Raw genomic sequence first — 12,921 nt, 5'->3', positions numbered from 1 at the left:
GCCTGTCGGGCGTTGTTCTGTTCGATTTTTCCTGGGGCATTTCATGGAAAAGCAAATCGTCGCACCAAAGCAAAAGCTCTCTTTGAGCGACCCAAAAGTGCGCGCGTGGTTATTTCAGATCATCACCGTAGTGGCGGTGGTCTCGTTGGGCTGGTTCATGTTCGACAACACCCAGACCAACCTGCAGCATCGTGGTATCACATCGGGTTTCTCGTTTCTTGAGCGCAGTGCCGGTTTCGGTATTGCCCAGCATCTGATCGATTACACCGAAGCGGACAGCTATGCCCGCGTTTTCGTCATCGGCTTGCTCAACACCTTGTTGGTATCGGTCATCGGTATCTTTCTGGCAACCATCCTGGGCTTCATCATCGGTGTCGCTCGTCTGTCCCAGAACTGGATGATCAACAAGCTGGCGACCGTGTATGTCGAAGTCTTCCGCAACATTCCGCCGTTGCTGCAGATCCTGTTCTGGTACACCGCCGTCTTCCTGACCCTGCCCGGACCACGTCAGGCTCACGGCTACCTGGATATGTTCTTTGTCAGCAGCCGTGGGTTGAACATGCCCAAGGCCATTCCTGCCGAAGGTGCATGGGCGTTCCTGATCAGCATCGTCATTGCCATCCTGGCGGTGGTCGCGATGGTGCGTTGGGCCAACAAGCGTTTTGAAGCCACCGGCGAGCCGTTCCACAAGTTCTGGGCGGGCCTGGGCCTGTTGCTGGTCATTCCCGGCCTGAGCATGCTGATCTTCGGCAGCCCGGTACACTGGGAACTGCCTCAGCTCAAAGGCTTCAACTTCACCGGCGGCTGGGTACTGATCCCTGAACTGATCTCCCTGACCCTGGCGTTGACCATCTACACCGCGGCGTTCATCGCCGAAATCGTGCGTTCGGGTATCAAGTCGGTCAGTCACGGCCAGACCGAAGCCGCTCGTTCCCTGGGCCTGCGCCCCGGGCCAACGCTGCGCAAGGTCATCATTCCGCAGGCTCTGCGAGTGATCATCCCGCCGTTGACCAGCCAGTTCCTGAACCTGGCGAAGAACTCTTCGCTGGCTGCAGCCATTGGTTATCCGGAAATGGTTTCGCTGTTCGCCGGTACGGTACTCAACCAGACCGGTCAGGCCATTGAAGTCATTGCCATCACCATGAGTGTGTACCTGGCTATCAGTATCAGCATTTCCATGCTGATGAACTGGTACAACAAGCGCATTGCGCTGATCGAGCGGTGAGGAAACGCGCATGACGACTCATACTTTCAAACCTGACATGCCACCACCGGGCAAAGTATTCGGCCCGGTTGCGTGGATGCGGCAGAACCTGTTCTCCAGCTGGATCAACACGCTGCTGACCTTGTTCTCGTTCTACCTGATCTATCTGATCGTCCCGCCGATGATCAGTTGGTCCCTGCTGGACGCCAACTGGATCGGCACCACCAAGGAAGACTGCACCAAGGCAGGTGCATGCTGGGTATTCGTCCAGCAGCGTTTTGGCCAGTTCATGTATGGCTACTTCCCGACCGAACTGCGCTGGAGGGTTGATCTGACTGCAATCCTGGCGATTGTCGGTGCAGCGCCTCTGTTCATCTCGAAGTTCCCGCGCAAGGCGTTCTACGCCATCGGCTTCCTGGTGCTTTACCCGGTCATCGCGTTCTACCTGCTGCATGGTGGCGCGTTTGGTCTGAGCATTGTGGCAACCAGTCAGTGGGGCGGCCTGATGCTGACCCTGGTGATCGCGACCGTCGGTATCGCCGGTGCGCTGCCGCTGGGTATTCTGCTGGCACTGGGGCGTCGTTCCAACATGCCGGCCGTGCGCGTGGTGTGCGTGACCTTCATCGAGTTCTGGCGCGGTGTACCATTGATCACGGTGCTGTTCATGTCGTCGGTAATGCTGCCGCTGTTCATGCCTGAAGGGATGAACTTCGACAAGCTGCTGCGCGCCCTGATCGGCGTCATCCTGTTCCAGTCGGCGTACATCGCCGAAGTGGTGCGCGGTGGCATGCAGGCAATCCCTAAAGGCCAGTACGAAGCGGCCGCAGCGATGGGCCTTGGCTACTGGCGCAGCATGGGGCTGGTGATCCTGCCGCAGGCGTTGAAGATGGTTATCCCCGGCATCGTCAACACCTTCATTGCCCTGTTCAAGGATACAAGCCTGGTGATCATCATCGGCCTGTTTGACTTGCTCAACAGCGTCAAGCAAGCCACCGCCGACCCGTCATGGCTGGGTATGGCCACCGAAGGCTACGTCTTCGCGGCCCTGGTGTTCTGGATCTTCTGTTTCGGTATGTCCCGCTATTCCATGCATTTGGAACGTAAGCTGGACACAGGCCACAAGCGTTAGGAGTTTTGTGATGAGTGAAGTTATCAGTAAGCCTCTGGGCGCTGAAGGCATGATCCGGATGGAAGGCGTACACAAGTGGTACGGCCAGTTCCATGTATTGAAAGACATCAACCTGAACGTGCGTCAGGGCGAACGTATCGTATTGTGCGGCCCGTCGGGTTCGGGCAAGTCGACCACCATTCGTTGCCTGAACCGTCTGGAAGAGCACCAGCAGGGTCGCATCATCGTCGATGGCACCGAACTGACTTCTGACCTGAAGCAGATCGAAACCATCCGCCGTGAAGTCGGCATGGTGTTCCAGCACTTCAACCTGTTCCCGCACCTGACCATCCTGCAGAACTGCACGCTGGCACCGATGTGGGTTCGCAACATGCCGAAGAAAAAGGCCGAAGAAATCGCCATGCACTACCTGGAGCGCGTACGCATTCCAGAGCAGGCTCACAAGTATCCGGGTCAGCTTTCCGGTGGTCAGCAACAGCGTGTGGCGATTGCCCGTGCCCTGTGCATGAAGCCGAAAATCATGCTGTTCGACGAGCCGACCTCGGCACTCGACCCGGAAATGGTCAAGGAAGTACTCGACACCATGGTCACCCTGGCTGAAGAGGGCATGACCATGCTCTGCGTAACCCACGAAATGGGCTTTGCCCGCACCGTGGCCAACCGCGTGATCTTCATGGACAAGGGCGAGATCGTCGAACAAGCCGCACCTAACGACTTCTTCGACAACCCGCAAAGCGACCGTACCAAACTGTTCCTCAGCCAGATCATTCACTGAGTCGCAGACGCTGCATGAAAAACCCGGACCTTGTGTCCGGGTTTTTTATGCGCTGCGATTTTTATCGCAGGCAAAAGGAGGAGCGGACTAGAGGTAACCGCGTTTTTTTCTTTCAGCGTGCAGCCCGTATAAAAATATACCGAACAGGATAATCCAAAGCGTTCCGAAGATGATCTTTCGATAGAAAATATCGACGTCAATAAATTCTATGAGTGCCAGACAAATAAGCCCGGAATAAAATGTTGCACAACAAATGCTCGGTATCAAGAGGCTAAATAAGGGTGATAAGAAGTCTGTGATAGGGCTTTTTAGTGTGTAGCTATATTGCGGATTAAAAGAAATGGGTAATGAAGCCTTTCTTGAAAACCAGCGTTTAGGCAGGGATTCTCTGGGGAGTGAAATAATGTGTGCCACTGCCATGAAAATAGAGAACCATTGCAGCAAAGGGCTCGCTGGTGTCCCTGAAAAAGGTACCTCAGTCGTTTGTACCAACTGCCAATGGAGAGCTGAAAAAATAAAATTATAGATAAATGCGATCAAGAATCTATCGCCGGAGTAACCATCACCACTCCATCTGGATTTGGCCCATAGAGAGGGAAGGAAGAACAGGATGCAGAGTGAAATGATGATGGATTGATAGGCGAGATCATTCATTTTCTTTATTCCAGTCATTCCACATGCTGCTCATTGTTACTGCATCTGATGCAGCATCAATCACTAATGATGTTGCGGAAGCTTGTTTGTAGGCCCTCTCCTTGTCGGATCTCAAGTATCTGAATAGTCTCCATGCGTCTGGTTTTGGAATAAGTCTAGATGCCCCGTAGAGTGATAAAGCTATATCCGCACCGCCATACGCCATATTGCCCTCAAATTCACTGCCTCCAAAAAACTTGGAAATACCTTGATAGGTCTTTCTGACGTAACCCTGCGTATCTGATCTGCCTTCCCATAAATTACGCCCGTTTTCATAGACATTGTTCGCGCCATGAGTAGCCATCAGGACACCCAATCCGCAGCCCAGCCCGAATGTCCCCCCACACATGGCTGCGCCACCTGTAATCTGTAATCCTCCTGCAACAAGTCCAATGCTTTGTTGTGCAATCGTGAGTGATTGCTTGCTTAGGCTGATTTGCTCTTCCTTGAGCGCTTTCAGTCCTTCATCGGCACTTTTGCGACCTTGGTCAACATCCCTGACAATCTCTCTTGCGTAGTAAGCAACCTCCCTGTTGAATTGAATACGCAGTGTGCCGTCTCTTATGTGTCTAGCACTGATTGTGCAAGCGTGGCCAGCCAGATAAGAGGCAGCTTGGCTGACTTCCTGGAATTTATTGCTTCTATTGATTGTTTTATCGCCACGGCCTTGCTCCCTCATTCCTTTTCTATCCATGAAGCGTAGCCAATGGTACCGGCCTTATGGTGTGTCCAGATGATATCGCGATAACGAATGGCGATATGTTCCAAGGGGACGCTGTCGTTCTGCCGGATTGAGTGGGGAATATCTACGCTCAGGTCTGCGACCATGCCTGCTATTAATTCGACGGTGTAAAATTTTTCCAGTTTTCCCTGAGCGGAGTTGCGGAAGAAATCGATTTTGCAGTTGAGCTCTTCTCTATTAGCTAGCGCCTGAGCTAATAGAGGAGAAGATTTATCAATGTTCTTCGTGATGACAACAGGATGATGCGTGGCGTGTCGGATGCCTCCGATATTGTTCATGTTGTGGCTGAACGAAAGCACCATGATTTCATCCGCATGCCCATCCTGGCATTTATTACCGATGGATTCCTGCGTAGAGCAACCTGCCGAGATGAAGCCTTGATTTTTACCAGTGATTGTCATGTAACCGTGATGTGCCATACATAATCGTCCTGAAGGTAGGCAATCATCTTATTAATATGGCATCAAACAGGCTGTAGGGCGTTTCTGAAAATTACGACGCTTTGTGGTCAGTGGGGCCGCGCATTTTTGTGGATATTCAGAGCGAACTTGTATTCGGCAAGGTTCTCCAACAGGATGCACACCCTTTGCGCAATGCGCTGTAACACATCCTGCCCACGAGAGACTCATGACGACCAAGGCGCCTCAGGCGAGCACGACCCCAATCCAGCACACTCCCACCCTCAAACGCCCATGGCTGTTATTGCTTGGCCTGGTACTGGTTGCCCTGAACCTGAGGCCTGCGCTCTCCAGCGTTGCGCCATTGCTCAATGCGATTTCCGACAGCCTTGGGTTGTCGGCGGCCAGGGCCGGGCTTTTGACGACTTTGCCAGTGTTGTGCCTGGGCTTGTTCGCGCCACTGGCACCACGACTCGCAAGACGTTTCGGCAGCGAGCGGGTGGTGTTGGGGATTCTGCTGCTATTGGCGGCGGGCATCCTGCTGCGTAGCCATTTCGGTGAGATCGGGTTGTTCGCCGGGAGCCTGCTGGCCGGTGCAAGCATCGGTATCATTGGTGTGTTGCTGCCGGGTATCGTCAAGCGCGACTTCCCCAGGCAGGCCGGTGCGATGACCGGCGTCTATACCATGGCGCTGTGCCTTGGTGCGGCGATTGCTGCCGGCTTGACGGTGCCATTGACCCAGTATTTCGATAATCGCTGGAGTGTCGGCCTGGGGTTCTGGATGATCCCGGCGGTACTGGCCGCACTGGTCTGGTTGCCCCAGGCTCGCGAGCTGCATGCTCATCATCAGGGGGTGTATCGCGTGCGCGGTCTGCTGCACGATCCGCTGGCCTGGCAGGTCACGCTGTATATGGGGCTGCAATCCTCTCTGGCCTATATCGTCTTCGGCTGGTTGCCTTCGGTGCTGATCGACCGCGGCATGACACCGACCCAGGCGGGTCTGTTGTTGTCCGGCTCAATCATCGTGCAACTGATCAGCGCTTTGAGTGCGCCTTGGCTGGCAACGCGGGGCAAGGATCAGCGTCTGTCCATTGTGTTCGTCATGCTGATGACTCTGGGGGGATTGTTCGGTTGCCTGTATGCGCCGCTGGAAGGGCTGTGGGGCTGGGCCATTCTGCTGGGGCTGGGGCAGGGCGGTACGTTCAGTCTGGCGCTGGCGCTGATCGTGCTGCGCTCGCGTGACTCCCATGTGGCCTCCAATCTGTCGGGCATGGCTCAAGGGATTGGTTACACCATTGCTTCCATAGGCCCGCTGGCGGTGGGCGTGGTGCATGATGTGACGGGAAGCTGGGATTCGATCGGCTGGATCTTTGCTGCGTTGGGTCTGGGTGCCATTGTTGCTGGCCTGGGTGCCGGGCGAGCGTTATATGTGAATGCCGTCAGCGAGAAGGTTTGAACCGGTGTGCGGGAGCGATTCATTCGCGAACAACATTTATCCTGCGAATGATGATGGCAAAGTGTCGATTTGCCGCTTATCGTGCATCATCTTTTGCTTCCAAACGGACCTGCATGCATGAGCAACGAACAAATAAGCCAAGCCAATAGCGCATTGATTACCCGCTTCTACGAGGCTTTTGCCCGTCTGGATGCCGAAGGAATGGCGGCCTGTTACAGCGATGATGTGCTCTTCAGCGACCCGGTTTTCGGCGAACTGCGTGGCAAGCAGGCCGGTGACATGTGGCGGATGCTGACCTCCCGCGCCCAGGATTTCTCGGTGGTTTTCGATAACGTCCGCGCCGATGAGCGCAGCGGCGGCGCGCATTGGGTGGCCACTTACCTGTTCAGCCAGACCGGCCGCACCGTGGTCAATAACATCCAGGCCCGTTTCGTCTTCCATGATGGCAAGATCACTGAGCATCATGACAACTTTGATCTGTGGAAGTGGTCGCGTCAGGCGCTGGGCACCAAGGGCCTGCTGCTGGGATGGACACCGCTGGTGCAGAACGCGATTCGTGCCCAGGCTCAGAAAGGGCTCAAAGTGTTTACAGAAAAACGCCATGCCTGACGTTGTGAATGCCGTTACCTATGTCGCAGCACCTGTGGGCAAACCCTGGTTTGTCTATCTGGTGCGTGCGGCCAATGGTTCGTTGTATTGCGGTATCAGCGATAACCCGCAGCGGCGGTTTGCTGCACATCAGCGTGGCAAGGGTGCGAGCTATTTCAATTCCAGCCCGGCGGTGGCTCTGGTGTACGTGGAAGCCTGGCCGAGTAAGGGCGAGGCTTTGCGTCATGAGCGGTTGATCAAGAAGTTGCGCAAGAGTGCCAAGGAGGCCTTGGTAGCCAGCAATGGCGCTGAAGTGCCAGGGCTCAATAGCAACCTTGGCACTGACGTCTCAGCCATCAGAATTTAACGGGTCTGTACCTGAAGCCAGCGTAGAGGATCGGGTCCTCCCAAAGGCTGTAGGGGTTTTGCTTGAGCACTTTATGTTGAATCTGTTGCGAAAAGGTCGTTGAGAGTGCCGCAGTTCCAGCGGTCCCTGATTCGGCTGCCGCAGCGAAGACTTTGGCCATGGAAGTAGAGCCCCGAGTCATAGTGACCGGGCCAATGAACCCCTTGGTCGGCCTGTTGACGAGACTCCTGAATTGCGCGGCAAATGAACTGCTCCCACCGTTACCCGAAAAACAGACGAGCAGACGAATATTGTCATAGAGCGTCGGGTCAACGCCTTTGTCATTGAGCATCCTCAACACATCGGCAGCGGAGTGCTCTGCGTTATTGAGGATCACGCTTGAGCTGCTGTTGAGCAGTTTCTCTTCAATGATATTCAGGTCTTTGCCATGCACGGCAATATTCAGACGGTCCTTGGCTTTGTAGGTATCAACGAAGGTATAAAGCTCTCCGTCGATTTGCGTGAGCGATCGCATGGTGCCGCTCATTGTGACGAACTTCTCGGTCGTGTCAGAGGTTTTATTCAGGGCTGCAACGGCACGGCGCTCGGCATTGATCGCAATGCCTGACAGCGAGCCTGTGGCATAGCGCCCGACCTTGATCATGTCGGCAACATCAAAAACGTTACCGATTGTCGATGTGCCAAACGAGACCCAGTCCAGTATGTTGGCGGTGTGAGGGTCGCGTTCTGCCAGAGCTGCTGCCGCGACGCCAAAACTTCCGGAAACGATTTCAAGCCCCAGCGTGGCAATTCCAAAAGCTGTGGATGTACCTCCTGTAGCTACTGCCAGTGTGGCCCCTAAAGCCAGGTCCATCGAGGCCCTGACAATCGGGTCCTCAACGAAGGCGCCATGAGAGACTTCGCTGTACTGCCTGACAATCTCGGCATGGCCATCCGGATCAGTGAAGTTAACCGGGTCATTGCTGCAATACGCATAGCCATTAAGCCCACCTCTCCCGAAGGGGCTGAAGCTGTCCGGCGTCTGGAAGGTCTGTATCGCGCTGTTATAGACACGCACGCCATTGCCCAGATGGTACGTGCCAGTAGGCCGGTCGATGGGCTCGCCGTTGAAACCCAGCCAGCTGCGTTGGCTCCAGTCATCGGGGCGATAACCGAATGGCGTATAACTGAAGAGCGTCTGGGCCTTGGTCGCTATGTCGTAACTGGCAATGACGGAACCCATGGCGTTCTTGAGTTCAAAGCTGTTGCTGAGATTACTGCTGCTGGCGGTTTCTTCTGACTTCAAGGTCTGCTGCAACAGATGACAGGCGTTACTCTGGTTGGTCATACGGGACAGGCGCGAGTAGTAGATGCCCTTGATCTGGATAACACCATCTCGCGCATATTGCCGACCATCACGGTAATAGTAGCGTTCGTAATAGTAAGTCCCGAAGCAGGCCCCGACCTTGCCTTGTTCGTCATAGAGATAGCTGTATTCACGGAAGTCCGAACCGGAGCGAAGGAGTTGCCCAAGTTGCCCGGCATCGTTGTATGCCATTGAGTAACCACTTTCGTTGTTGCTCAGGCGTCCAGACGTGTCGTAGTCAAGCGTAACGGCACCGATGCCAGTGGCTGAGTGGGTGATCGAACGAAGTTGAGTCTTGTCTTTCGCATCGTAATTGAAGGTGGCAGTGTCCTGGCCGCCGTCGAAGACGCTGATGCACTGTTGAATGCTACCCAGCGGGTTATAGGAGAACGTTTGCTTGCTGAGTTTCTTGCCGCTGGCATCCAGTGGTCTTTGTGATCCGCTGCTTTCATAGACAGCCAACTGACCGCCAGACGTGTAGGAAAAGCGTTCCAGAGACAGTTCAGTCTTGTCACGAAGCAGTGTGATATTCGCCAGTCGGTTATTGCCATCGAAGCTTTGTCTGAGGGTCAGGTCCGGGTACCCGGAAGCACTGAAAACGCGCTCGATTTCACGGTTTCTAGCATCGTATTTATAGGTGATGGTCATGCAGGTCTTGCTGGCCAGTTCTGTGACACTCTCTTTGACAAGGCGCTCATCACTGTCATAACTCAGTGTGGTGCTGACATCCTTGCCGGAGGTACCGGTCAAGCGTCCCAAGAGGTCATAGGTGTATGTCGTCTGGTTGCCGAAATCGTCCGTGTATTTAAGCAAAACGCCTCGCAGCGAATAAGTGGAAGTGGCCTTTGTTGTCTGGGTGGGATAGCCGGTCGTCGTTTGGGTCAATGTGGATGTCGATGAGTCATACGCGAATTGAGTACTCACCTTTTGAGAGGCTGTGATCGAGGGAGGAGGCGTGCTGCTCAATGTGCCCCATGTGTTGCTGCCTGTATAACTGAAGGTTTTCTTTCTGCCGCCGGTCTGCACTTCGACAACACGGTCAAGGCCGTCGATCTTGCGGCTTCCCCACTCATGGACGTATTTATCCGACGGCTTATTGAGTGTCAGGCGTGATGCCAGAGGGGAGGTCGTGTGAGTGGGATACTCACACGTATGTTCAACCGCGTCTCCGAAAGACTTCACCAGCCGATCAAAGTCGTCCCACCCAAACGTCTGTTCAAGGCCGTTAATCCCTTTCTGTTTATTGATCCGGCCAGCCGCATCGTATTCATACTGGATCGATTGGTACTCGCTGCCGCTCGCGTCTATCAGGGATTCCTTTTCAATGCCGCCCAGTGAATTGTATTGCGTGGTTTGCTTGCAGCACGCCGTGGAGAGATACTGCTGTTTCACCGTTTTTACCTGGGTGACAGGGTCGTACTCGTTATATTGAGCAATACCGCCTTGCACCTGGACTTTTGAAGGCTGGCCCCAGTTATCGTAAACACACTCCAGTTGCCGTTTACCGATAGGCGATGTTTCAGAGGCCGCGGGTGCATAGTCATATTCAACGGTGATTTTTTCTCGACCCAAACCATCGTAGGACGTACTCGACAGCTGTCGCCATGCGAGCCTGGTATCGCTCGATGCACGGGTTTCGGTACTGGCGATGCGGCCAAAGGCGTCATAACATTCCCGGTATTGTTGCCCCCCTGGAAATGTCGTGATCACGGTAGGGCAACCCTGAGTCAGCGAATATTCAAAACTGGTTTTGTGTTGGGGACCTTTTTCCTGGGCCTGTTCGGATTTGCTCAGCATTCGATCATAGTTATCGTAGCTGTAACTCACGCTATTACCGTGTGGATCCTGCGAGTACAACAACTGCGAAGACCTCAGGGAATGTGCAACTTGAGTCACATCCTGAGTGTTTTCAGAAGACTGGAAGGTGGTGGTCGTTGTGAGCGTATCGCCCTGTAACTGGTAAACATAGGCAGTCTTCTGAAACGACAGGGGAATCGCCTTGCCGGACGGATCAAGCAGTCGTTGGGTCAGTGATTTGATACGGCCGAAAGAAATGGCACCAGGGTCCGTATAATAGTCGGTTTCCTGCACGACCATACGACTAGTGAGCCAGTCTTTCAGTTTGAATTTATCATCGGACTGCGGATTATAAATAAGCTTGGTTTTACGGCGGGGCCAGAGACGTTCTGACCCTTTATCGGCAAGCTGCCATAGCCATAAAACGTCCAGCGCAGATCGATCCGTTTGCCGTTGACGGTACGGTAGCGTTTTTCGGATTCGACATAGGTACGGAAGTAATTAGGATCGCCAGGGCACTCGATCTTGACGGGGAGGTTATAAGACTGGGCTCCGGTATTGGTCAGGTACGGGCTGTTGACGACGTTTCGATTTTCTATGGTTCCCCACGTCATCCCTTGTTTGCCAAACAATAAAAAACCCCAGCCAATAGGGTTCATGTAATCGAGCATCCATCCGAGTTTCCCATGCAGGCCCGAGGTGTCTGTATAGGTGCTCGTATTGACTACCATCTCCTCTTCCTTGGCCTGGCCTCGGTAGTAAGTGAACTCGGTCGTCACGTCATTTGCGGTACGTTTGATGAGGTTGCCCAATACGTCAAAGTTTGAATACTCGGTTTCGGTTCTTTGTGATTGCTTGTTTTTGTAGGTGGTCAGGGTGGAGAGTGATAATTGGCTGGTTTTGGAGTCGAAGTCTCGTTTGAACTCAGTGGTCCGTACGCAATCGCCTTGTGTGATGATTTTTTTTGACAAAAGATCGTCGGTATCAAACAGTAATTCTGTTGTGATCGATGCGGTGTCGAAGGTAGTCACCTGTTTGGCAGATGATGCGGTAAAGGTATAGTCTTCTACCCGGTTGGAGGAAGCATTGTTACCCGTCAAGGTGTAGCGAGCGATACGGTTGTCTGTCGAGTAAGTGATCAGCTCTTTTACAGGACGAGAATGCTGGATAGCCGTGAGGTACTGACCGGTGTAGGTGAACTCCTGAGTATCGGCAGCCAGGCCATTGTTTTTTTCGTATTTGATCAGCTTGGAATCTTGCAGGTAAAGCGTGCACAGCGTCGTAGGTGACTGATCCGGGCTCCTGATGAATTCAATGGCATCAAGGCTGATCGTCTGGTTGGCCAGCAGTGTTTTCTTTGTCAGGGTGTTTGTTTTCAGCAGCACCTGAGTATCGTCTGAAATTTTGCTGAGCAGGAGACTTTTATTAAACGTGCCTGCCCATTCAAAATAAAGAGAGCAGCCTGTGCTGTTGATGATTTGTATGGGTACAAGGCATCTGTCGGGGGGAGTGGATAGTGAATCGGAGTTGGAGATATTGCTGTCGATGGGTCTTTTAAATATATCCTCCAGAATTTCCACAGTGCCGTCTTTGTGGATGACTTTCATCCAAGAGAAGGCGAACTCTTTAATAGTGATTCCAGGCTGTGGAGAGTAAGGTATCAGCGCTTTGAAAAGGGTAAGTGTTTGCCCTGTGTGCAAGTGAAGCTTAATCGTGTTGTCATAAATCGTAACATAGCTGAAGCGGGGAGCCCACCCTCCAGGCGTAAACTGTATTCCCGCTGAATAGTAATAGTTCAGTGCCAATGAAGGGCCTGTACCGCCATTTCCGACAAGCGTTGCAATGGGTAGGTAAGCATTGAATTCGCCTGTTTGTAGATTCCCATTGTTACGTTCTGATGTGCCCGTATTTAAATAGGACGGTGGGTCTAGGGCTAATGAGTATGACTGTTCATAAAGGGTGTAATCAATGCGCACAACGTCGTCAGTGTTGAGTGTCTTGTTAGCGCTGTAAACCGTGTTGTAGAGAGTCAGGGTCTTCTGGGTTAGATCAACGGAGATCAGGTTACCTTTCTCCATATCGCCTGAGTTAGATCCAAATCGTCCGTAAACCCGGAGTGGCGTATTTTTTGGAAGTTGGTTGAGTTGCTTGAGAAGTGCCTTTTCCATGGTAATGGTCCAGGATCAGGTTGGGCTCCTGATCGAGCGTTCTGGGGTTGAAAAGATAAAATCTCTGTTTATTTTAAATTTTACGGCGCTCTTGTCTGCTGATAAAAATGTCAGTGCTTAGTTTTTTTGTGAGACGTTCATTATGTTTTTTCGATTTTTTATAAGAGGGGGATAAGACGGGCGGTAAGCGAGCCTCACAGAAAATACAGGTGTGCAGGTATGGGATGTGATGAACAACGACGGGCTTATTGATGTCGAC

The 12,921-nt window shown here is 53.1% G+C and carries 11 protein-coding genes; 6 read left to right on the top strand and 5 right to left on the bottom strand.

The window, feature by feature from the left end:
- The first annotated feature begins 43 nt into the window (after positions 1 to 43).
- The 3 genes from CKW23_RS04855 to CKW23_RS04845 are packed head-to-tail and all read left to right on the top strand — an operon-like array spanning position 44 to position 3,108.
- Entirely contained in the window at positions 44 to 1,225 is a 1,182-nt protein-coding gene (locus CKW23_RS04855; RefSeq protein WP_025258733.1) for an amino acid ABC transporter permease, read from the top strand.
- A gap of 10 nt (positions 1,226 to 1,235) precedes the next feature.
- Entirely contained in the window at positions 1,236 to 2,333 is a 1,098-nt protein-coding gene (locus tag CKW23_RS04850; RefSeq protein WP_025258734.1) for an amino acid ABC transporter permease, read from the top strand.
- Between the two features lie 10 nt (positions 2,334 to 2,343).
- Entirely contained in the window at positions 2,344 to 3,108 is a 765-nt protein-coding gene (locus CKW23_RS04845; RefSeq protein WP_025258735.1) for an amino acid ABC transporter ATP-binding protein, read from the top strand.
- 87 nt (positions 3,109 to 3,195) lie between these two features.
- On the opposite strand, the gene CKW23_RS04840 is transcribed toward CKW23_RS04845, so the two are convergent.
- The 3 genes from CKW23_RS04840 to CKW23_RS04830 are packed head-to-tail and all read right to left on the bottom strand — an operon-like array spanning position 3,196 to position 4,962.
- Positions 3,196 to 3,762, bottom strand: a complete 567-nt coding sequence (locus CKW23_RS04840; protein ID WP_095067136.1) for a hypothetical protein — start codon at positions 3,760 to 3,762, stop codon at positions 3,196 to 3,198.
- Positions 3,755 to 4,495, bottom strand: coding sequence for a DUF4225 domain-containing protein (locus CKW23_RS04835; RefSeq protein ID WP_256590405.1), 741 nt, complete (start codon positions 4,493 to 4,495; stop codon positions 3,755 to 3,757). The genes CKW23_RS04840 and CKW23_RS04835 overlap by 8 nt, the downstream gene beginning before the upstream one ends.
- Positions 4,477 to 4,962, bottom strand: coding sequence for an Hcp family type VI secretion system effector (locus CKW23_RS04830; RefSeq protein WP_095067134.1), 486 nt, complete (start codon positions 4,960 to 4,962; stop codon positions 4,477 to 4,479). Before CKW23_RS04830 ends, CKW23_RS04835 begins: the two co-directional genes overlap by 19 nt.
- A gap of 208 nt (positions 4,963 to 5,170) precedes the next feature.
- On the opposite strand from CKW23_RS04830, the gene CKW23_RS04825 reads away from it, so the two are divergent.
- The 3 genes from CKW23_RS04825 (at position 5,171) to CKW23_RS04815 (ending at position 7,352) form a co-directional block, all read left to right on the top strand.
- Complete coding sequence (locus tag CKW23_RS04825) at positions 5,171 to 6,397, top strand: MFS transporter (RefSeq protein WP_025258736.1); 1,227 nt, start codon at positions 5,171 to 5,173, stop codon at positions 6,395 to 6,397.
- Positions 6,398 to 6,514: 117 nt separating this feature from the next.
- Positions 6,515 to 7,006 carry a nuclear transport factor 2 family protein gene (locus CKW23_RS04820; RefSeq protein WP_025258737.1) on the top strand — a complete coding sequence of 164 codons (492 nt, stop codon included), beginning with the start codon at positions 6,515 to 6,517 and terminating at the stop codon, positions 7,004 to 7,006.
- On the top strand, positions 6,999 to 7,352 hold the full coding sequence (locus CKW23_RS04815) for a GIY-YIG nuclease family protein (protein ID WP_025258738.1): 354 nt from the start codon (positions 6,999 to 7,001) through the stop codon (positions 7,350 to 7,352). The genes CKW23_RS04820 and CKW23_RS04815 overlap by 8 nt, the downstream gene beginning before the upstream one ends.
- Here the strand turns inward: CKW23_RS04815 and CKW23_RS04810 are convergent.
- Positions 7,342 to 10,794: an RHS repeat-associated core domain-containing protein gene (locus tag CKW23_RS04810; protein WP_095067133.1), complete on the bottom strand. Its 3,453-nt coding sequence runs from the start codon at positions 10,792 to 10,794 to the stop codon at positions 7,342 to 7,344. The genes CKW23_RS04815 and CKW23_RS04810 overlap by 11 nt on opposite strands.
- Before the next feature lie 20 nt (positions 10,795 to 10,814).
- Positions 10,815 to 12,662 carry a hypothetical protein gene (locus CKW23_RS04805; protein WP_095067132.1) on the bottom strand — a complete coding sequence of 616 codons (1,848 nt, stop codon included), beginning with the start codon at positions 12,660 to 12,662 and terminating at the stop codon, positions 10,815 to 10,817.
- Positions 12,663 to 12,921: the final 259 nt, after the last annotated feature.

This window comes from Pseudomonas sp. Irchel 3A18, assembly GCF_900187465.1.
Lineage (GTDB): Bacteria > Pseudomonadota > Gammaproteobacteria > Pseudomonadales > Pseudomonadaceae > Aquipseudomonas > Aquipseudomonas cichorii.
This window is presented reverse-complemented; position numbering and strand designations above follow the sequence as displayed.